This window comes from Microbacterium sp. Leaf151, from assembly GCF_001424225.1.
Lineage (GTDB): Bacteria > Actinomycetota > Actinomycetes > Actinomycetales > Microbacteriaceae > Microbacterium.
Genome location: NZ_LMOR01000001.1, coordinates 739,187 through 758,851, shown reverse-complemented (window position 1 = coordinate 758,851; position 19,665 = coordinate 739,187). Strand labels below are relative to the sequence as shown.

General features: G+C 69.5%; 20 protein-coding genes. 12 read left to right on the top strand and 8 right to left on the bottom strand.

Annotated elements, in window-relative coordinates; translation table 11 throughout:
• A complete protein-coding gene (locus ASF76_RS03450; protein ID WP_055952925.1) occupies positions 1-1,206 on the bottom strand; it encodes a lactonase family protein in 1,206 nt (401 codons plus the stop codon).
• Positions 1,206-2,492, bottom strand: a complete 1,287-nt coding sequence (locus ASF76_RS03445) for an adenylosuccinate synthase (RefSeq protein WP_055952922.1) — start codon at positions 2,490-2,492, stop codon at positions 1,206-1,208. The genes ASF76_RS03450 and ASF76_RS03445 overlap by 1 nt, the downstream gene beginning before the upstream one ends.
• A gap of 516 nt (positions 2,493-3,008) precedes the next feature.
• Between ASF76_RS03445 and ASF76_RS03440 the strand changes: the two genes are divergently transcribed.
• From ASF76_RS03440 to ASF76_RS03395, 10 genes are all read left to right on the top strand, one after another.
• On the top strand, positions 3,009-3,701 hold the full coding sequence (locus ASF76_RS03440; RefSeq protein ID WP_055952919.1) for a Pr6Pr family membrane protein: 693 nt from the start codon (positions 3,009-3,011) through the stop codon (positions 3,699-3,701).
• Between the two features lie 156 nt (positions 3,702-3,857).
• Positions 3,858-4,535: a peptidylprolyl isomerase gene (locus ASF76_RS03435; protein ID WP_235561220.1), complete on the top strand. Its 678-nt coding sequence runs from the start codon at positions 3,858-3,860 to the stop codon at positions 4,533-4,535.
• Between the two features lie 81 nt (positions 4,536-4,616).
• Entirely contained in the window at positions 4,617-6,059 is a 1,443-nt protein-coding gene (gene argG / locus ASF76_RS03430) for an argininosuccinate synthase (protein WP_055952912.1), read from the top strand.
• Positions 6,060-6,372: 313 nt separating this feature from the next.
• On the top strand, positions 6,373-7,809 hold the full coding sequence (locus ASF76_RS03425) for a GntP family permease (RefSeq protein WP_055952909.1): 1,437 nt from the start codon (positions 6,373-6,375) through the stop codon (positions 7,807-7,809).
• 122 nt (positions 7,810-7,931) lie between these two features.
• The gene (locus tag ASF76_RS03420; protein ID WP_055952906.1) at positions 7,932-8,411 is read left to right on the top strand and encodes a hypothetical protein; all 480 of its coding nucleotides are present in this window, start codon (positions 7,932-7,934) and stop codon (positions 8,409-8,411) included.
• Positions 8,408-9,253: a DMT family transporter gene (locus ASF76_RS03415; protein WP_055952903.1), complete on the top strand. Its 846-nt coding sequence runs from the start codon at positions 8,408-8,410 to the stop codon at positions 9,251-9,253. Before ASF76_RS03420 ends, ASF76_RS03415 begins: the two co-directional genes overlap by 4 nt.
• Positions 9,254-9,449: 196 nt before the next feature.
• The gene (locus tag ASF76_RS03410) at positions 9,450-10,409 is read left to right on the top strand and encodes a hypothetical protein (RefSeq protein WP_055952900.1); all 960 of its coding nucleotides are present in this window, start codon (positions 9,450-9,452) and stop codon (positions 10,407-10,409) included.
• Between the two features lie 55 nt (positions 10,410-10,464).
• A complete protein-coding gene (locus ASF76_RS03405; protein ID WP_055953411.1) occupies positions 10,465-11,070 on the top strand; it encodes a TetR/AcrR family transcriptional regulator in 606 nt (201 codons plus the stop codon).
• Positions 11,067-11,726 carry a hypothetical protein gene (locus tag ASF76_RS03400; RefSeq protein ID WP_200936072.1) on the top strand — a complete coding sequence of 220 codons (660 nt, stop codon included), beginning with the start codon at positions 11,067-11,069 and terminating at the stop codon, positions 11,724-11,726. The genes ASF76_RS03405 and ASF76_RS03400 overlap by 4 nt, the downstream gene beginning before the upstream one ends.
• Positions 11,723-13,660 carry a YhgE/Pip domain-containing protein gene (locus ASF76_RS03395; RefSeq protein WP_055952897.1) on the top strand — a complete coding sequence of 646 codons (1,938 nt, stop codon included), beginning with the start codon at positions 11,723-11,725 and terminating at the stop codon, positions 13,658-13,660. Before ASF76_RS03400 ends, ASF76_RS03395 begins: the two co-directional genes overlap by 4 nt.
• A gap of 97 nt (positions 13,661-13,757) precedes the next feature.
• On the opposite strand, the gene ASF76_RS16980 is transcribed toward ASF76_RS03395, so the two are convergent.
• The 5 genes from ASF76_RS16980 to ASF76_RS03370 form a co-directional block, all read right to left on the bottom strand.
• Complete coding sequence (locus ASF76_RS16980) at positions 13,758-13,970, bottom strand: hypothetical protein (RefSeq protein ID WP_156459113.1); 213 nt, start codon at positions 13,968-13,970, stop codon at positions 13,758-13,760.
• Positions 13,971-14,226: 256 nt separating this feature from the next.
• Positions 14,227-14,517 carry a hypothetical protein gene (locus tag ASF76_RS03385; protein ID WP_055952891.1) on the bottom strand — a complete coding sequence of 97 codons (291 nt, stop codon included), beginning with the start codon at positions 14,515-14,517 and terminating at the stop codon, positions 14,227-14,229.
• Between the two features lies 1 nt (position 14,518).
• Positions 14,519-14,668 carry a hypothetical protein gene (locus tag ASF76_RS16975; protein WP_156459112.1) on the bottom strand — a complete coding sequence of 50 codons (150 nt, stop codon included), beginning with the start codon at positions 14,666-14,668 and terminating at the stop codon, positions 14,519-14,521.
• Positions 14,669-14,907: 239 nt separating this feature from the next.
• Positions 14,908-16,305, bottom strand: coding sequence for a glycosyltransferase (locus tag ASF76_RS03380; protein WP_055952888.1), 1,398 nt, complete (start codon positions 16,303-16,305; stop codon positions 14,908-14,910).
• 875 nt (positions 16,306-17,180) lie between these two features.
• On the bottom strand, positions 17,181-17,378 hold the full coding sequence (locus ASF76_RS03370) for a hypothetical protein (RefSeq protein WP_055952880.1): 198 nt from the start codon (positions 17,376-17,378) through the stop codon (positions 17,181-17,183).
• 439 nt (positions 17,379-17,817) lie between these two features.
• Here ASF76_RS03370 and ASF76_RS03365 point away from each other — a divergent pair, with 439 nt between their 5' ends.
• Positions 17,818-18,177: a hypothetical protein gene (locus ASF76_RS03365; protein WP_055952877.1), complete on the top strand. Its 360-nt coding sequence runs from the start codon at positions 17,818-17,820 to the stop codon at positions 18,175-18,177.
• Positions 18,178-18,312: 135 nt separating this feature from the next.
• On the opposite strand, the gene ASF76_RS03360 is transcribed toward ASF76_RS03365, so the two are convergent.
• A complete protein-coding gene (locus ASF76_RS03360) occupies positions 18,313-18,693 on the bottom strand; it encodes a PLD nuclease N-terminal domain-containing protein (protein WP_055952875.1) in 381 nt (126 codons plus the stop codon).
• A 470-nt stretch (positions 18,694-19,163) separates the two neighbouring features.
• Between ASF76_RS03360 and ASF76_RS03355 the strand changes: the two genes are divergently transcribed.
• Positions 19,164-19,586 carry a hypothetical protein gene (locus tag ASF76_RS03355; RefSeq protein ID WP_156459111.1) on the top strand — a complete coding sequence of 141 codons (423 nt, stop codon included), beginning with the start codon at positions 19,164-19,166 and terminating at the stop codon, positions 19,584-19,586.
• Positions 19,587-19,665: the final 79 nt, after the last annotated feature.

Below are 19,665 nucleotides of genomic sequence, written 5' to 3'. Positions count from 1 at the left end.
TCAGCGCATCGGCAGCAGCCGCGTCGGCGACGCCGACGGCGTGCGGTGACGCACGCGCCCCGGAACGCCGGTGCGGGCATCCAGCGGCAGCGAGACGATCTCGTGTGCCAACTGGCCGGCGACGAGCAGGGTGTCGGCCACGACGACGTGGTGGCGCGGCCAGTGCGTGCCGGTCTCGGCCAGCGCCGTGAGCTGCAGCGCCTCACCGGCGCCGCGCACCGACAGCACGCCGACGGTGTCGCTGCCGCGCACCCCGGCGTACAGCGTCGAGCCGTCGCGGCTCGCGCACAGTTCTGCGGCGGTGTCGGTGTCGAGCGTGCCGAGGAGTTGCTCGCCGGAGCGCACCTGCCACCGACCGGCGCGGTCGGCGGCCAGCACGAAGACCTCGCAGCTGAGCTCGGTCACGACGTAGAGGTGCCCGGAGGGATGCCACATCCCGTGACGCGGACCGCTCCCCTGCGGCAGCACGACCTCTTGCACCAACCGCAGGCCGGCCGCGGTCGATCGCCAGAACCGCACGAGGTCGTAGCCCATGTCGGTGGTCGCCACGAGACCGCCCGGCAGGAAGATCGCCTGGTGCGCCCGGGAGACGCGGTCGCCGGCGACAGCCTCCTCCGATTCGGCGTCGGTCTCGGGGATGTCGTCGTAGGCGGGGATCAGATGGGAGAACTCCTCGCCCGCCGCCGCTCGGAGGGCGCGCGTCGCGGCCGCGAGGTCGGGTACGACCGCCCCCGACACGCGCGCACCGGTCGAGACGGTGCCTTCCGGCGACTCGCCCGACCCGTACGGGTCGGCGGCCTCGTCGGCGATGATCGGGCGGGAGGGGCGGCCCTCGGCATCCAGGTCGATCCGCACCACCCGTCCGTCGCCCCAGCAGCTCGCGACGAGGAACGACGCGTCGGGTGCGACGGCGACATGGCAGACGGCCGCACCCGCATCGACCGGACGGCCGAGAGGAGTCAGGCGCGTCTCGCCGATGCGGCGGTAGGCCTGCACCGTGCCGTCGAACTCGACGGCGGCGTAGACGATGTCGGGCGCCGTCGGGTGGGCGGCGATCCACGACGGCGAGCCGGGCGCGGCGACGGCCGTGCCCACCATGCCGAGCGGGCCGCCGGCGTCGGGCGCGTCGACCGCCCCCGCCTGGAGGATGCCGACACCCTCCGCCGAACCTGCGTCGGGGGTGTACGCGCCGACCCAGAACCGCATCAGTCGATGAGGTCGTGGCGCACGATGACCTGGTCGCGTGCGGGGCCGACGCCGATCACCGAGATGCGCGTGCCGCTCATCTTCTCGAGCGCGAGGACGTACTCCTGTGCCGTCTGGGGAAGATCGTCGAACGTGCGCGCCGACGAGATGTCTTCGCTCCAGCCCGGGTAGTTCTCGTAGATCGGCTTCGCGTGGTGGAAGTCGGTCTGATTCACCGGCAGGTCGTCGTACCGCACGCCGTCGACGTCGTAGGCCACGCACACGGGGATCTGCTCGAGTCCGCCCAGGATGTCGAGCTTGGTGAGCACCAGGTCGGTGATGCCGTTGATGCGCGTGGCGTAGCGCGTGATGGGCGCGTCGTACCAGCCGACGCGACGCGGACGACCCGTGGTGGTGCCGAATTCGAAGCCCCGCGAGCGCAGCCAGTCGCCGCTTTCGTCGAACAGCTCGGTCGGGAACGGACCCGAGCCCACGCGCGTCGTGTAGGCCTTGACGATGCCCACGATGCGGTCGAGGCGGTTCGGGCCGACTCCGGAACCCGTCGACGCGCCGCCGGCCGTCGCCGACGACGACGTGACGAACGGGTAGGTGCCGTGATCGACGTCGAGCATGGTGGCCTGGCCACCCTCGAAGACGACGACGTCGCCGGCCTCGAGGGCGTCGTTCAGCAGCAGCGACGTGTCGGCCACCATCGGGCGCACGCGCTCGGCGTACGAGAGCAGGTCGTCGACGATCTCGTCGGCGGTGATCGACCGGCGATTGAAGATCTTCACCAAGAGGTGGTTCTTCTGATCGAGCGCGCCCTCGACCTTCTGCCGCAGGATGTTCTCGTCGAAGAGGTCTTGCACGCGGATACCGACGCGGTTGATCTTGTCGGCGTAGGCCGGGCCGATACCGCGACCGGTGGTGCCGATCATGCGCTTGCCGAGGAAGCGCTCGGTGACCTTGTCGAGCGTGCGGTGGTACTGCGTGATGATGTGCGCGTTGGCGCTGATCTTCAGCCGACTGGTGTCGAGGCCACGGGCGTTGAGCGCCTCGAGCTCGTTGAAGAGCACCTCGAGGTCGACCACGACGCCGTTGCCGATCACGGGGGTCACCCCCGGAGACAGGATGCCGCTGGGCAGCAGGTGCAGGGCGTACTTCTCGTCGCCGATGACGACGGTGTGCCCGGCGTTGTTGCCGCCGTTGAACTTCACCACCCAGTCGGTGCGCTCACCGAGCAGATCGGTGGCCTTGCCCTTGCCCTCGTCGCCCCACTGGACGCCGACGATCACGATTCCGGGCATGAGTGCTCCTCGCATGTTGTCCGGCGGTACACCCCATCCTATCGAGCGGGTCCGACACAGCCCCCCGATAGGGCGAGGCGACCAGCCGGGATAACGCGCAGCGACCAGCGGGGCGGGCGGCGAGGGGAGGGGATGCCGGGAGCGGAGGAGTTATGAGCGCTCCCGCGTCCTCCCCTCACCGGATCTCCTCCCCCCGCCCCGAGGATGCGGGCGGTGGCCCCGCGGGGTGAGCGGGACACGGGGCGGGCGCCGAAGGGTGCGTGACGGTGGCGAGGGGAGGGGATGCCGCGAGCGGAGGATCAATGAGCACTCCCGCGTCCTCCCCTCACCGAATCTCCTCCCCCCGCCCCCGCCCTGCCCCGTCACCGTCCCCGCCCTGCCCCGTCACCGTCCCCGCCCTGCCCCGTCACCGTCCCCGCCCCGCCCCGCCCCGCCCCGCGCGAGAGCGCCACCGCATCCTCACGGCGAACGGTGCGAATCGGAGACGCCGGGACGCGCCAGCGCTAGCCTGGGTCGATGCTGCGAACGCGCGAGTGGGCCGTCGGATGGAACGCCGCGCGCATCGCGGCGGCGGCGATGATCGCGGTCGCGGTGATCGCGCAGTTCGTCTCGTCGGTGTCCGGAGCGCTCGAGGCCGGTCGACACGTCGCCACCATCGTGGCGAACTTCTTCAGCTTCTTCACGATCCTCTCCAACGTCTCGGCGGCGATCGTGCTGCTGATCGTGGGCGTGCGGTTCTTCGTGCGCGGCCGCCGCACCGGCCCCGAGCCGATCGCCCTGGCAACCGTCCTCGCCTGGGTCACCACCTACATGCTCGTCACCGGCGTCGTCTACAACCTGCTGCTGCGCGGCCTCCCCCTGCAGCCCGAGACGGTGCCCTGGTCGAACGAGATCCTGCACGTCTGGGGCCCGCTCTTCCTCCTGCTCGATCTGTTCCTCGGCCCCGGGCGTCGGCGCCTCCCCTGGCGCGCCGCCCTGACGGCGGCGATCTTCCCCATCGCCTGGGTGATCTATACGCTGCTGCGAGCGCCGCAGATCACGAACCCCACCACCGGAGCGCCGTATTGGTACCCGTATCCGTTCCTCGACCCGAACGCCGCCGGGTGGGGCAGCGTGATCTTCTACATCGTCGCGATCGCCGTGGCCATCGTCGGGTTCGCGGTCGGGACGGTCGCCGTCGGCCGCCGCCGCGGCATCGGTCCCGCCTGACGCGCAGCGGTGACTTACGCTCGCCGCCGCGGCATCCGTCCCGCTTGACGACGCAGTGGTGCCGTGCGGCCGCCGATGCGGCATCCGGGACGCCGTGAGGCCCCGACGGCCCGCGACTCACGGCTCGATCGCGGATGCACGGCCTACCCTGGGGACGTGCGTACGAGACTGATGTCCGCGGCCCTGGCCGCCTCCGCCCTGCTCCTGCTCGCCGGATGCGCCGGAGGGACGACGGCCGATCCCGCCCCTGCAGCGAGCGCGCCGAGTGACGGCGCCGTCTCGGGCGAGTGCGCCTACCCCGCGTCGGGTCAGCCCGCCGTCGACGTCACTCCGCCGGCGGAGGGCACCGACCAGCCCACCGGCGAGGTGCAGACGGTCCTGCAGACCTCGGCCGGCGACATCCCCCTGACCCTGGACGGCGAGCGCACCCCCTGCACCGTCGAGAGCTTCGTCTCGCTCGCGCAGCAGCAGTACTTCTCGGACACCGAATGCCACCGGCTGACCACGTCGGGCATCTTCGTGCTGCAGTGCGGCGACCCCACCGGCACCGGCCGCGGCGGCCCGGGCTACCGCTTCGACGACGAGCTCGACGGCACCGAGACGTATCCCGCGGGCACCGTGGCCATGGCCAACGCCGGGCCCGGCACGAACGGCTCGCAATTCTTCCTCGTCTACGAGGACACGAAGCTCGACCCGAACTACACCGTGTTCGGCACCATGTCGCCCGAGGGGCTGGCCGTCGTGCAGTCGATCGCTTCGGCGGGTACCGCCGGCGGCGCCCCCGACGGTGCCCCCGCGAACCCGGTGACCATCACGGGTGTGACGGTCGGCTGACCCCTCCTCCCCCGGCGGATCACCGGCCCGCGCGGGGTCCGCGCGTCGGGCGCCGCACCGCGCCGCAATAGAATCGTCGGCATGTCCAAGGTCCTTCAGTCCCTTCCCGTCGGCGAGCGCGTCGGCATCGCCTTCTCGGGTGGTCTCGACACCTCGGTGGCCGTCGCGTGGATGCGCGACAAGGGCGCCGTCCCCTGCACGTACACCGGCGACCTCGGCCAGTACGACGAAGACGACATCGCCTCGATCCCGGGTCGCGCCACGCAGTACGGCGCCGAGGTCTCGCGCCTGGTCGACTGCAAGACGGCCCTCGTCGAAGAGGGCTTCGTCGCCCTCGCGTGCGGCGCGTTCCACATCCGCTCCGGCGGGCGCACCTACTTCAACACCACGCCGCTCGGCCGCGCCGTCACCGGCACGCTGCTCGTGCGCGCGATGAAAGAAGACGGCGTCGACATCTGGGGCGACGGCTCCACCTACAAGGGCAACGACATCGAGCGGTTCTACCGCTACGGGCTGCTCGCCAACCCGTCGCTGCGCATCTACAAGCCGTGGCTCGACGCCGACTTCGTCACCGAGCTCGGCGGGCGCAAAGAGATGAGCGAGTGGCTCGTCGCCCACGACTTCCCCTACCGCGACAGCGTCGAGAAGGCGTACTCGACGGATGCCAACATCTGGGGCGCCACGCACGAGGCCAAGACCCTCGAGCACCTCGACGTCTCGCTCGAGATCGTCGAGCCCATCATGGGCGTGCGCTTCTGGGACCCCGAGGTCGAGATCGAGACCGAAGACGTCACCGTCGAGTTCGAGGCGGGCCGCCCGGTCGCCATCAACGGCACCCGCTTCGACGACCCGGTCGCGCTGGTTCGCGAGGCCAACACCATCGGCGGTCGCCACGGTCTCGGCATGAGCGACCAGATCGAGAACCGCATCATCGAGGCCAAGTCGCGCGGCGTCTACGAAGCCCCCGGCATGGCGTTGCTGTTCCTGACGTACGAACGCCTGGTCAACAGCATCCTGAACGAGGACACTCTCGCGACCTACCACGAGCAGGGCCGCCGCCTCGGACGCCTCATGTACGAGGGTCGTTGGCTCGAACCGCAGTCGCTGATGCTGCGCGAGTCGATCCAGAAGTGGGTCGGATCGACCATCACCGGCTCTGTCACCGTGCGCCTGCGCCGCGGCGAGGACTACACGATCCTCGACACCGTGGCATCCGGCATGTCGTACTCGCCCGAGAAGCTCTCGATGGAGCGCGTCGGCGACGCCGCGTTCGGACCGGTCGACCGCATCGGCCAGCTCACGATGCGCAACCTCGACATCGCCGACTCGCGCGCGCGTCTCGAGCAGTACGCCGCGCTGGGCCTGCTGGGCGGTCCGACGGGCGAGCTCGTGGGCGATGTCGCCGCGGGCGGAGCGCGCGACATCATCGAGTCGGCCGCTCCCCTCGACGCCGCCGGCGAGCGCCTCGCCGACGCCACCGACGCCGCGGGCGAGGGCGCCGCGTTCGACGCCGGCACCGACTGACACGCACGCTCGTCGCGACGCCGTCCGCCGGGTGCGGGAGGCGTCGCGCGTTCGTGTGCGCGAGCGTATCGGGCGGCCGGAGCACCCCCTCGATCAGCGCCCCGGCCGCATCCTGAATCCGTGAGGGGCGACGGTCGTGTCCGCTAGCGGACATGACCGCTTCGGGACCTTGCCGCGTGGTGGCCGGATCCGCCATCCTGAGCTGCCGGATGCGCACGTGCCGGCATCCACAGGTCGAGGTGAGAGCCCGCGTTTCGCGAGGACACCGCCGCACGGGATCGATGCACCCGCCCGAACGCATCGAGGAGAGCCCATGCCCGGGTGGTACACCCTGACCGTCGTCGCCGCCGTCATCCTCGCGGTCGTCGTCGCCATCGTCCGCTTGCGGATCAACCCCGTCATCGCCCTCGCCGTGGGGGCGGCGGCGATCGGCATCCTCACCGGGCTCGGTCCGCTCGACACCGTCTCGACCATGACGCAGGGCTTCGGCGAGGTGATGATGGATGCCGGACTCCTCATCGCGTGGGGGGTGCTGATCGGCGCGATGCTCAACGAGATGGGTGCCGTCACCCGTCTCGTGGAAGCCCTGATGCGGGTGTTCGGTCGCCGCGGCATCCCGTTCGCCCTGGGCCTGTCGTTGGCGACCTACCTGCAGACGATCTTCGTCGACGTGATGATCGTGATCGCCGCTCCCCTCGCCCGACGGATCGCCGCCCGCCTCGGACCTGCCGGGACGGGGATCATCGGCGTGACCTTCGCGGTGTCGCTCGAGGTGGGGATCGTGATGATGGTGCCCGGCTTCGCCGCGGTGGCCCTCGCGGGCGTCGTCGGTGTTCCGCTGGGCGAGATGCTGCTCGGCGGGTTCTCGGTCGTCGTGCCGACGGTGGCGCTGTCGATCCTGCTGATGAGCATGTTCTTCCGCCTCGGCTTCTGGAACCCCGAGCGCGATCAACAGACGGCGACCACCGAAGACGTGCGCGAAGGCGGGGCCGTCCTCACCAGCGTGGGCGGTCTGCCCCGCGACACCGATGCCCCCGCGCCCGCGCCCCTCGTCACGCTCGCGCCGACGGCGTCCACCGCCCTCGCCCCCTCCACCACCCGGGAGCGGCCCCTGCTGCTGCTGTTCGCGCCGCTGCTGGTGGCGCTGCTGCTCATCGCCGCGCAGGCAGTGCTCGCGGTACTCAAGATCGAGATCGCTCCGCTGCAGTTCCTCGGCAGCCCCGTCATCGCGCTGCTCCTCGCCGTGATCCTGACCGGGGCGGTCGCCCGTGCGGCCGTCGGGCGGGAGCGCGTCGAGAAGGCCGTGGTCAAGGGTTTCCACGACGGCGGGCAGATCTTCGTGCTCACCGGCGTCGGCGGCTCGCTCGCCGCGGTGATCGCGCAGGGCGACCTCGGCGAGATACTCCAGGGCTCCCTCCAGGCCACCCCCTTCGCACCGCTCCTGGTCGTGTGGGCCATGGCCGCCGTCCTGCACGTCGCGGTCGGCTCGGTCACCCTGTCGGCGATCACCGCGGCCGGCATCATCGCGCCCATCGCCTCCACCATGGGACTCAACCCCCTGCTGGTCGCGCTGGCCGCCGGCGCGGGAGCGCTCTTCTGCGTGCACGTGACATCGAACACGTTCTGGCTGCTGCAGTCGTTCCTCGGTCAGACGGTGCGGGGCGCATTGAAGACGGTGACGGTGGGCGTCTCGCTCGCGTCGGTCATCGCGCTCGGGATGACGCTGGTGCTGTCGTTCGTGCTCGGCTGACCCCCTCTCCCCCGCGGCGTGCGGACGCCGAGATGTCCTCTTGCGGCCATGACCGCTAGCGGCTCTTGTGGGGCGGGGCATTCACGGTATGCACTTCATACGACCCGACCGGAAAGTCCCGCATGAGTTCAGAGCCCGCCGTCCGCACGGCATCCATCGATCGACCGGCGGCGAATCGCTTCCGCCGCGGGCATCCGCTGTTTCCCGTGCTGGCGGTCGTCGTCGCCGGCGCCGTCGCCATCCCCACGGTCACCTGGATCTACGAGAACGCGCACGAGGACCGCAACACGACCGTCGGCATTCTCGCGGTCATCGTGCTGGGGATCGCCGGATTCGGGTGCGTGCTGCGCGCCGTCGCACACAATCGCGACGAGATCACCTGGGTGGACCACCTCGGCAAGCTGCTCGCGGTCGCCGCCTTCGCGTACGCCTTCTGGGATGACCTGATCCTGGTCGGCCACGACCTGTGGGGACACGACGTCGACGTCTACATGATCGGGGCGATGCTCGTCTTCGTCGTCATCGCGGCGCTCTGTCTCGCCGGCCTCCTCGCCACCCGGCGACGACCCGCGACGCCGCCGGTCGTCCACGAACGCGGATGATCTCGATCGCCCTGGCGCTCGTCTCCGCGGTCGCCTACGGCACGAGCGACTTCTTCGGCGCCATCGCCTCGCGACGCATCAATGCCCTTCGCGTCATCCTCCTCACCTATCCCGTCTCGACCTTCCTCATCGCTGCGGCCGCACCGTTCGTCGGCGGACGCCTCTCCCCGGAGGCGCTGCTGTGGGGCGGGGCGTCGGGCGTCGCGACAGCGGTGGCGATCTGGTGGTACTACCTCGCCCTCGCCGACGGTCCGATCAGCGTCGTGTCGCCGGTCGCCGCCATCCTCGTCACGGCGATTCCCGTCATCGCGGGCGTGGCGCTCGGCGAACGCCCGTCGACGCTGGCAGTGGTGGGGATCGTCTTGGCCGTGATCGCCATCCCCCTGGTCAGCCGCAGCGGCGCCGGCGGAACTGACGAACGCCGATTCACACCGCGCGTCGCCTGGTTCACGGTGGGATCCGGCGTGCTGTTCGGACTGAGCTTCGTGTTCACAGGTCAGATGCCCGCCGACGGCGGCCTCTGGCCGCTGGCCTTCGCCCGCGCCGTCGCCGCGGCGGTCATCATCGTGGCGGCGCTCCGCCTCGGCCGCGCGAAACCCGTGGGGGGCGGACTGTTCTGGCTCACCGTCATGATCGGCGTCTTCGACGCCGTCGCCAACGTCGCCATGCTCTACGCGTTCCGCACCGGGCTGCTGTCGCTGGCGAGCGTGGTCATCTCGCTCTACCCCGCCGTGACGGTGGCGTTCGCGGTCGGGGTCGTGCGCGAACGTATCGGCCGGGTGCAGATGGCCGGTCTCGGCCTCGCCGGGGCGGCGATCCTGACCATTGCCGTCGGGGGATGACGCGAGGCCGACGCCGTCCTCGCGCGGAGGTGTCGACATCAGACTTCGCGCACACCATCTCGCCTTCGTCTCGAGCCCCGAACGGGCCGACGCAGGTGGCGCACAGACGCAATTCTTCGGCGAGGGCAAGCCATCACCGCGAGAAAGCGCTCCGGCCATGATGGGGAGTCCGACCGGTCACACTTCGGAGAAGCACATGGATGACGACACCCTGCTGGAGATCCTCCTCCGTGGGCGCCCGGCGACGGTCGCCGACGCCGTCCTCACCACCCACCTCGACACCGCGCGGGTCGTCTCCGCCATCGAGCGGTTGCGCAAACGCGGCCTCATCGGCGGTGTCGACGACCTCTTGGCCTACCCGCCCCCCGCCGACTGGGCCAACGAGGCCGTGACGGTGCACACCCGTCGGGTTCGAGCGGCCGCCGAAGACGCGATGTCGGGCATCGAGCGGATCCTCGAGAACCTCCCGTCGATCCTGCGTGCCTGGTCGGTCGGAGAGGCGTCCGCCGACCTGGTCCCCACAGTGCTGCGGCATGGCCCGTACGCCGCCGAGGACCTCATGTGGGAGCTCTCCGGTACCCCGTCGAGCTCGCTGGTCGCCGTTTTCACCAGCGTCGACCGGCTGATGGCGGCGTCCCCCGACCGGGCGCTGCGATTCGGCGCCGCGCTCAACGCCCGCGACAATGTGCGCATCATCGTCCCGGCGTCGGTGACCACCGATCCGGTGGTCCTCGAACGAATGGCGCTGTACGGTCCCACCGGACTCGAGTACCGCTCCCTCGAGAAGGCCCCGGCGTGGTTCTGGGTCGACGGCGACTATCTCGCCCTGCCCTACACCTGGGGAGAGATCACTCCCACGAGCGTCCTGGGAGTGCGTCACGAGGGCCTCGCGAACATGGTGCGCGCCTACTTCGACGAGCTGTGGCGCCGAGCGTCCCCCGTCGGTCTCGACGCGCAGCCGTGGACGTCGATCCTGCGCCTCATGCAGCAGGGCTACACGCTCGCGGGCGCGTCGAGCCAACTGGGGATCAACGCGCGCACAGGTCGACGTCGCATCGCTGCCGCGATGGAGTACTACCGCGCACCGACGTTGTTCGCCCTCGGTGCGGCGTGGACCGCTGCCGGTGCCGACGGAGCCTACCCGCAGCAGGCGTGAGCACGCTCTCATAACTTGCACACCTGTGTGCACTTTAGGCGTACACTTGCTCGTCGTGAGCACATCCACCCGCCGCGACGCCGTCGAGAACCGCGCCGGCATCCTGAGAGCGGCCACCGCCGCCATCGGCCACGACCCTCGCGCATCGATCGACACGATCGCCCGCCGCGCCGGCCTGTCGCGTCGCGCCCTCTACGGGCACTTCGACGACCGCACCGCCATCGTCCGCGAGGTCATCGCCGCGGGCGCAATGCGCTTCAACGCCATCGCCGCCGGGATCGACGACGCCGACTCCCGCGTCGCGCTCGCCCGCCTGGCATCCGAGCTCTGGCGCGAGGCCGCCCACGTGCAGGCCGCCGCCGCCCTCGCCCTCGACGACGCCCACCTGACCGAGACCTCCGCCGCCCTCGCACCGCTGCGCCGCCGCATCGACAAGATCGTGCGCCGCGGCCAAGAAGCGGGAGAGCTGCGCACCGACCTTCCCGCCCCCACGCTGTCGCGCCTGCTGGAGGAGACCGGCCGCACGGTCGTCTCCCGGGTGGATGCCGAGAGCTCCACGGCACGCGAGATCGCCGTCTGCGCCGTGCTCGGCATCGCCGGGCTTTCCTGGACCGAGGCGCGCCACCTGCTGGCCCAGCACCCCGAGCTGGCGACATCGTGAGGGTCGTCGTCGACGCCGTCGCGAAGGGCCGCAGCGCCCTGCCCGCGACCACGACCGCGTTCGAGACCGGGCGGGCGAGTCTCGTCGTCGCCGAGACCGAGCAGCGCCCCACGGTGCTGGGTCTCATGGCATCCGGTCGCATGAAGATCGATTCCGGCTCCGTCACCGTCGATGGACGGGTGGATGCCAGAACCCTCCGCCGTCGCGTCGCCCTCGTCGACGCCCCGATCGTGTCGGAACCGGAGCCGAACGTGTCGGTCATCGGCGTCGTCGCCGAAGAGCTCATGTTCGCCGGGCACGCCCCCACCCCGTTCGCCGCCGCGCGGTGGCTGGAGGGCATCGGCCTCGACGCGTCCGCCGGCCTTCCCATCGGCAATGTCGAACCGACCGTGCGCATCCGGCTGCTGCTCGAACTGGCCGCGCTGAGAAAGGACGTCGAGGCGCTCGTGCTGGTCGCGCCCGATCGCCACGGTGGGGAACCCCTCGCCTGGTGGGGGATCGCCCAGGAGTTCGCGGAGCGTGGATACGCCGTGCTGGTCATCGCCGGTCAGGCCTCGCACACCGCGATCGAGGCCGCGGCGGTCGGCGCTGAGATCGTCGCCGAGGTCGACGCTGAGGTCGGCGAGGCCGACGACGCCGCGGAGGTCACACGATGAAGATCCCGCAGATGATCACGGCGGAGCTCCGCCGCCTCACCTCGACGCGCATGTCGGTGATCGCCCTCGTCGCCCTGCTCGCCGTGCCCATCCTCTACGGCGGTCTATATCTGTGGGCAAACCAGGACCCGTACGGCAACCTGTCCAGCGTCCCCGTCGCGCTCGTCGTCGACGACACCGGCGCCGAGGTGAACGGCCAGCAGCGCAACCTCGGCGACGAGGCGGCGGAGCAGCTGCTCGACAGCGACACGTTCGAGTGGCACCGGGTCACCTCCGACCAGGCCGATGAGGGGCTGGAGGCGGGCGACTTCGACTTCATCGTGACCCTGCCCGCCGATTTCACGGATGCCGTGGCCTCGCTCTCGAGCGCCAGCCCGCGCCAGGCCGGCATCGAGCTGCGCACGAACGACGCGAACAACTACCTCGCCTCCACCATCGGCACGCAGGCCGTCGCCCGCATCCGCACATCGGTGGCGCAGAAGGTCACCGACGGGGCGGGGCTCACCCTGCTCGACGCCCTGCACACCATCCGCGTGCAGCTCGTCGACGCCACCACCGGGGCGACGCAGCTCGTCGACGGTCTGTCGACGGCGAAAGACGGCTCGTCGCAACTCGCGAGCGGTTCTTCGACCCTTGCCGACGGCTCGTCGCAGCTCGCCGACGGCACCGCGCAGCTCTCGACCGGCGCGAACCAATTGCGCGACGGTACGGCCCAGGTTCGTGACGGCGCGGCACAGGTCGCCGACGGCGCGCAGCAGGTCGCCGGCGGGGTGGACCGCATAGACGAGGCCGCCCGGCGGGTGGGGACGGCGGCCGGGGATGCCGCGGCCCAGCTGCCCCAGGCCCGAGCCGACATCGCACGGGCCCTGACCGACGCAGGACTCGACCCTGCCCGCGTCGACGAGATCCTCTCGCGCCTCGACCCCGTCGGCGAACGCCTCGCCGCGGCGAACACGCGCGTGCAGGACACCGTGAACCAGATCGACCGGCTCGACGACGGCGCCCGCCAGGTCGCGGCCGGGAGCGCCTCCCTCGCCACCGGCGCGGCGAGCGCAGCCGACGGGGCCGCAGCCCTCGCCGACGGCGCCGGCACCGCGGCATCCGGTGCCGCCCAGCTCCGCGACGGCTCGGCGCAGCTGCGCGACGGAGCGTCGCAACTCGACGGCGGGATCGCTCAGCTCTCCACCGGTGCGACGCAACTGCGCGACGGTCTCGCGGCCGGGGTCGCCCAGATCCCCGACGCCGACGACGCGACGCGCCAGGCGCAGGCCCAGGCCATCTCCGATCCCGTCGCCGTCGGCACGAGCGCGGTGACCACGGCCCAGAACTACGGCGCCGGCCTCGCCCCGTTCTTCGCGGCCCTGGCCGGGTGGATCGGCATCTACGCGCTGTTCCTCATCGTCAAGCCGGTGTCGAAGCGCGCGATCACGGCGCTGCGCTCCCCCGTGCGCGTGACGCTGGCGGGCTGGCTCGCCCCGGCCGGTCTCGGCGCGCTGCAGATGGTGAGGCTGTTCACCGTGCTCGCCATCGCCCTGCAGTTCTCGTTCGCCAACCCGGCCGCCGCCCTCGGCATCCTGATCTTCGCGTCGGCGACCTACGCCGCGATCGTGCTCGCCCTGAACGTGTGGCTGGGCTCGGTGGGACAGTTCCTCGGACTCGTGCTGATGGTGCTGCAACTCGTCACCGCCGGTGGCACGTTCCCGTGGCAGACGCTGCCCGCCCCGCTCGCGGCGCTGCACCACATTCTGCCGATGGGATACGTCGTGGATGCCATGCGCCAGGTCATGTACGGCGGCGACGTCGCGCGGGTCGGTTCGGATCTGCTGGTGCTGGGAGCGTGGATGGTCGGCGGCGTGCTGGTGGCGGCGATCGGCGTGACCCGCATGACGCACCACCGCACGCTGCGCGACCTGCAGCCGAGCCTGATCGGCTGAGTCGGGACCGGGACGAAGTACTACTTTCCGCTACCGGCGAGTCACGCTACGAGCCCTGGCAGCAAGTCACCTGCGCCTGCGCGGTACCAAATCACGTTCAAAGTGCGTCGGTCGCGGGGGATTTGCCGTCCTCATCGACGTCATCCTCGGAATGGCCCACATGTCCCGTCAGCTTCGCGATCGCCTCGGCGCCGCCGCCAAGCTTGGCCCGCAGATCTGCGACTTCCTTAGCTCGTCGCTCCGCCGCCATCCCTGGGTAGCGTTCGCCGCTCTGATACTCCGCGAGCTCGCGCGTGGTTTGCCCGTGCATCGCCTGTCGTTCGAGCAGCTCGAAGCGGGCCTTTTCGCGTTCCGGGTCATGCCGACCTCCTTCTGCGCAATCGGCTACCGAACGCCCGTCGTGGGTGCTCCGCACTAGCTGGTGGGCGCGATTGGATGAGGCCGACAAACTTCCCTTCGCGTCGGGAGGACTCGATGTGGGGCCGGTTCACCCACGGGCGACAGGTAGACCTACGAACCAAAGAGTGGCCCCACCCGGAGACGGGTGAGGCCACTCTTTGGTTGAGTCAGCCGATCTGGACGCTGTCGTCGGTGAAAGAGTTCTCGAGGGACGACGCCACCAACCCACCCACTACTTGCGCGATGAGGACCAGGCCCACAACCACGACGGCGGTGGCGATGACGGCACGTGCTCGCCCGCCGGTGACGCGAAAGAACGCGACGACACCGAAGACCAGCGCCGCGACCTGCAAAACGAACGCCCAGTCGGTCGCCAAAGGCGCGGCCAGCGAAACCGCGGCTGCGGTGACCACCCACCAGTGAAGGGTGTTCGTGTTGGTCTTCTGCAGGTCGGTCATGCTAAATGTTCAGGGTGGACACGATTTCGTGGAAAGCGTGCTCCGTACCCGTGTCGGTGGTGGCCGCGGAGGCCGCCTGTGCGGGAAGAGTAAGTGCCAGTTCGACGGCCGCGACTCCGGCGGCGAGAAATGAACGGCGAAGAATTCTCATCGGTTGTCCCTTCGACACAGCGACACGCTGTCTCTGCGTGCGTGCCCCCCCCCTTAGAAGCACAGGGCCGAAACTAGACGTCTGTTCGGTAGAGCAGCACCAACCAACAGGGTTCTTTCATCACAGAGGCCGTCACAGACCTTCTACTCCTTCACCCCGTACTACGGCACGCTCCCACGCGGGTCCTCAGTTCGCCCAGCGGCCCGCGGTTGCGTATACGGGGTAACCTGGATGCCAGCTCACGCGGCCGGGCGCACCGCCCGATCCGCCCGGGTCGTCCGTCGCCTCGCCGGGCGGGCGACGACGTCGTGCAAGAGGCGCATGAAGGTCTCGCCCACCGCCTCGGGGCTCAGCCGCCTCGACTGCTCGAGGGCTCGCGCCGACATCTCGGCCCGCGCGGTGTCATCGAGCAGGAGTGCGGACAGAGCGCTCGCGACACCCTCCACGTCACCCGGGGAGACGAGGATCCCACCCGCGCCCACGTAGTCGCGGGGCCCGTAACAGACGTCGAACGCCACGACCGGCAGACCGCTGGACAGCGCTTCACCGATTGCCAGGTTCTGTCCCTCGAACGCACTGGTGCTGAGGAAGGCGGTGGAGACGGCCATCGCCTCGCGTACCCGATCGGAATATCCGTGGAGGTGCACGCTCTGCGCCAGGCCGCGGTCCTCGATCATGTCCTGCAGCAGCGTCCGCAGGGGACCGTCCCCGTAGATGTGGAGGTGCGCATCGGGAACGCGCTGCAGCACGCGCGGCCACGAGGTGATCGCGATGTCGACCCGCTTCTGGTCGGCGAGCCTGTTCACCATGAGGACCTCGCGGACCCTCCGCCGGCGAAGACGGGGACGGGGGTCGGGGGTGATGGGTGTGGGGATGACGACGGAGCCCTCCCGGGCTCCGAAGCGTTCGGTCACGTCATCCTCTTGCGAGGCGGTGGGCCAGACGACGGCATCGAAGCGGTCGAGAAGGGCGAACCATCGGCGCCACCCGTCGTCGCGTAGCGCAGACGAGGGCTCGCAGGGGGCGTCGAGGTGCGAGTTGTGAACGGTGTGCACGATGCGCACGTTCGGGTCGGCCCAGTCCGCGATCAACTCGCCGAGCTGCTTGGACTCGCAGATGACCACGATGCACCGATCCTCGTCGTCGGCGCGCGAACGCAGCTGCGCGGCCACGCGCGTCAGCCACGCCATGTACAGCTCCTTGAAACCGGCCAGGGTCCTCGAGCCGCCGTCCGTGCGCACGACGACCGGTGCCTCGGTCAGGTACCAGGCGGGGTCGCCGATGACGGGGAGGGAGACGACCTCTCGTCCCTCACCGTCGTGGATCGCGCGATACGAGGCGTCGGGATCGGCCGGCCCCTCTCGAGCCATGTCCCAGAGCCAGGACGGATCGTGCAGGATCTCCTCGAAGAGGTTACGGATCTCGACGTTCGGGTGCGGGTCGGGGAAGGCTTGCCGATTGTTCCTCGCGTGCTCGTCCGCACCGCCGACGTCAAAGGTCAGCAGGAGCGGGTGCGCGACGCCGGTCGACTCGAGCAGGCGAAGGCGCGAAGCGACCGCGACGGCGTACCCGCCGTCGCGGTGAGGCGCTAAACGGCTGGTGAGTACAACGAAATCGGCGTCGGGGGGCGCAGTCATCTTCAGATCCTCATAGCGAGCACATAACGCGACCCTAAGCGTTCCTATGAGTGAGGTACGGGGAGTTGCCAGTGCTGGGGATCCATGCAGACCGCCGCGCACCCGCGATGGGGCGGCTCGACCGTGAGATCCGCGAGCCCGCCGAGCTCCGGACGCGTGTCCTCGGACTCGCGCGCCTCACTCGTGACCAGGGCGCGGGCCTGGTCACGAAGCCGCAGAAGCGCCCTGAGTTCACGGGCGTGCATGCGGGGCACCTTCAGAGGCGTCAGGGCATCGTCCACGACCGTGGCGAACACCCCCCGCCCTGGTCGACGACCGTGCCATCCCACAGGGCGGGATCGGCCTCAACACGCGTCTCACGTTCGGTGAGGACGTCGGCGGTCGGCGCCGCCATGGTGAGTTCCCGCTCGATGCCGCTCGTGGTGCCAGTTGAGAAGAGGGGCCGAAAACGAGAGCGGCGCCCTGGATGCCTAGACGCGGCTGGCCGGCCGATTTGTGGGGGGCGTTCCCCTCACATTCCCTGACGTCCCGCCGGCGGCGGGGCGCGTGCTCCGCTCGCGCAGCGTCGACGAAGCGACGCCCAAAGGTCGACCGGCTGCGCCGGCCGTCGTTGATCGCCCTACGGGCTCACGCTTTTTGCCGTGAAGCCTGCGGCAGCTCGTCCGCTTCGCTCCCTCGTAGCTAACTGCGGGCTTTCGTTCACGTGGCTGCGCCACCGAATCCTCCGAAATTTTCGGCAGGCGGTCCCAGGTAACGATTCACGTCCAAGAGGAACCCCAAGCGTACGAACCGGCGCGCCCATAGCCCACCCGGCGCAGCAGGCGCGGATCAGAGCCGGTGCGAAACCGTTCGGTTTCACACCACACCGCCAGGTTTCACCGTGCGTCGTGGCGAGGCAGGATGCCGCGTCGTTTCATCTCTTTCTCTACCGCTCGTCGGGCATGGTCGAGGGGCGGGTTCACGAGGTGCGCGGCGGTACCGATGAAGGACAGGGGGCTTAGATTCTCGTGGAACTGCACGCGCTCTATCCGCGCGAGCTCCGCGCGCCGTTCGATCAGATCGCTATCGCTCATGCTCTCGATCTGAGAAAGGTCTTAGAGCGGTATGGGGCTGTCGGCATCGCTAGTCACGATCAGGTTCGGCGCCGTCTGACAGTCAGGACAACAATCGTGATCACAACGGCCACGACAAACAGCGCAAGTACGCCACCACCGATGCTCAGCAACACATCGACGGACGGGAGCAGTGGGTTTTTCACCATGTCGCTGAGCATGACAGGTACTCGTGAACCGCCCGCCAATCTTGACTCCGACTGATACCAGCGGGCGCCTGCCAGACGGTGCGAAACCTATCGGTTTCGCACCACATCGGAGAGTCATGTGAGTGTAGGGCGCCTGCGTCCGACGCGCCCGTCTGCTGGCGCATGGCCAGCCCGAGGCGCGGGCCGGCGTGGTGCATATTGGTGTCGGGCTGGGCTGTGCAAGGCGTGGGCGGCGCGATAGCGTGCCCCACATGCAGGTTGCAGAGCAGACGGATTTTTCCAGGGTGACGCCGCGGTCGTCACTGAAGGTAAGCCGAGGACTCGTCCTGATTATTGGGGTCCTTGCGGTGCCGTTCGCTTTGATGCTCGTATTCACGAGCTATACCACCGTGACTGTGGATTCCGCGCTGCGACAGGCTTTCGCTGGGGTGGCTGGTCAAACCGTGGCGATGCTATCGGCCGTCACCACCGTTGCGATGACGGCATTCTCTCGCCGCTGGCGGGAACTTCCGCTCTTCGTGGTGATTGCGGCGCTCGTCTGCACCGCCGCTGTCAATTCCATGGTCGGCACCGCGGAGCAGCTGTGGTGGCTTCTGCGCGGACTCACCTAAAGATTCGTGGCACCGCCCAGGCAACGCCCTCAGCCGCGGTACGACCGGACTGACAGCCGATCGGAGCTATAGCCCCCTAGCCGTTCCGCAAATGCGGAACGGCCGTCGACGCCCCCTTCGGGGCGAGGCAGCCCCTTAGCGCCCGGGGTTTTCGTCCAAGGGGCGGTTCTCTGTCCGGCGCTGGCGGGCTTGCTCCTCAAGGTCGGCGAGGTGCATTTCGCGTTCGAGGTCGGCGATCTGCTGCTCGGTGGTGCGCTCATCACGCGGCGGCACCGTGGGAGCCGACCGTGTGTCTTTGTGCCACCGGCGCGGGTCGCCGAAGGTCATGGGTTGGGTGCGTTGGTCGTACTCCCGTCCAAGGGTGAACCACAGGATCGACCCGATGAGGGGTAGCAGCACGATGAAGAACACCCACACGAACTTCGGCATGTGCTTGACCTGATCCTCGCGTCTGATGATCGCGTCAATGAGCGCGATGATCATGACGATGAGGGTCAGCAGGGCGAGTACTGGCATGACATCCACCCTGCACGACCACTCCCCGGCTCGTCCACACAACCGTTACGTCACCACGGCGAGGATGCCGGGGTGGGGTGTGTGAGACGATCACCGTGATGGACTCCACACTGCGCGCCGAGCTGGACTCGCTGCGGTTGCGTGCCTACGGACGCGTGGCACACGGGGCCCTCGATGCCGACACGGTGCAACGTTTACAGGAGCTGGAAGCACGGGCCCGCGCAGACGGAAGCACGCAAGGCGACGAACCCGTCGCGGCACTGGATCCCCTCGTCACCTCCGGCAACGCATCGGACTCGTCACCAGCGCCCTCCGAAAGGCCAGCTCTCGACGCAGCCTCGCCCGTCGGGGCATCCGCTGACGGGCGTATAGGCCGGTCGTGGCGGAGGCCGGGTCGCATCATGTTGATGCTGTGGGCAGCGTCGGTTGCCACGTCGGCTGCGGTAGCTGCTGTGGCGACGTTTGCAGTGGTGGGAATCCTGCCCGTCGCCGTCGTCAACGACGCACCACAGATCGCCACCCTCGAACCCGACCCCGCCGTGAACGTGCCTGTCGGGTTCAACGGCGCGGGAGCCAGTTCCGCTACCTACGAGTTCTACGGTCTCACGCTGTTCGAGACCTCTTGGAACATGTTCGGCGGTGGCGGTGGCGACTGCTTCGCCGCCGTGCTGACCTCTGACATTCCGGAGGAGGACAACGTCCAGGGTGGGTACTCGATGTCAGGACCGTCATACGGCGGATGCCGCGTAGGGAACTTCCCCGCCACCCTGACAATCACGGTAGACAGTTCAGCCCCACCCGAGCTGCGCACGCGGTACCCCGACGGTGCGTTGCAGTTCGTCAAGGACGGTGATCGCATCGGCGTCTTCCTCGGCGAGAACCCGAGGACCTGACCTCTCCCCCGCGCCCGCATCGCGCCGTGCAGGGATGCCCAGCCTCCTTTGAGCTGTTGCATCTGGTCGCATAAGTTCG

Excerpts from the sequence above, each read along its gene's own strand:
- ASF76_RS03450 (WP_055952925.1), bottom strand. The coding sequence starts at position 1,206 with ATGCGGTTCTGGGTCGGCGCGTACACCCCCGACGCAGGTTCGGCGGAG.
- ASF76_RS03445 (WP_055952922.1), bottom strand. The coding sequence starts at position 2,492 with ATGCCCGGAATCGTGATCGTCGGCGTCCAGTGGGGCGACGAGGGCAAG.
- ASF76_RS03440 (WP_055952919.1), top strand. The coding sequence starts at position 3,009 with ATGCTGCGAACGCGCGAGTGGGCCGTCGGATGGAACGCCGCGCGCATC.
- argG (WP_055952912.1), top strand. The coding sequence starts at position 4,617 with ATGTCCAAGGTCCTTCAGTCCCTTCCCGTCGGCGAGCGCGTCGGCATC.
- ASF76_RS03425 (WP_055952909.1), top strand. The coding sequence starts at position 6,373 with ATGCCCGGGTGGTACACCCTGACCGTCGTCGCCGCCGTCATCCTCGCG.
- ASF76_RS03420 (WP_055952906.1), top strand. The coding sequence starts at position 7,932 with ATGAGTTCAGAGCCCGCCGTCCGCACGGCATCCATCGATCGACCGGCG.
- ASF76_RS03415 (WP_055952903.1), top strand. The coding sequence starts at position 8,408 with ATGATCTCGATCGCCCTGGCGCTCGTCTCCGCGGTCGCCTACGGCACG.
- ASF76_RS03410 (WP_055952900.1), top strand. The coding sequence starts at position 9,450 with ATGGATGACGACACCCTGCTGGAGATCCTCCTCCGTGGGCGCCCGGCG.
- ASF76_RS03395 (WP_055952897.1), top strand. The coding sequence starts at position 11,723 with ATGAAGATCCCGCAGATGATCACGGCGGAGCTCCGCCGCCTCACCTCG.
- ASF76_RS16980 (WP_156459113.1), bottom strand. The coding sequence starts at position 13,970 with ATGCACGGGCAAACCACGCGCGAGCTCGCGGAGTATCAGAGCGGCGAA.
- ASF76_RS03385 (WP_055952891.1), bottom strand. The coding sequence starts at position 14,517 with ATGACCGACCTGCAGAAGACCAACACGAACACCCTTCACTGGTGGGTG.
- ASF76_RS16975 (WP_156459112.1), bottom strand. The coding sequence starts at position 14,668 with ATGAGAATTCTTCGCCGTTCATTTCTCGCCGCCGGAGTCGCGGCCGTC.
- ASF76_RS03380 (WP_055952888.1), bottom strand. The coding sequence starts at position 16,305 with ATGACTGCGCCCCCCGACGCCGATTTCGTTGTACTCACCAGCCGTTTA.
- ASF76_RS03370 (WP_055952880.1), bottom strand. The coding sequence starts at position 17,378 with ATGAGCGATAGCGATCTGATCGAACGGCGCGCGGAGCTCGCGCGGATA.
- ASF76_RS03365 (WP_055952877.1), top strand. The coding sequence starts at position 17,818 with ATGCAGGTTGCAGAGCAGACGGATTTTTCCAGGGTGACGCCGCGGTCG.
- ASF76_RS03360 (WP_055952875.1), bottom strand. The coding sequence starts at position 18,693 with ATGCCAGTACTCGCCCTGCTGACCCTCATCGTCATGATCATCGCGCTC.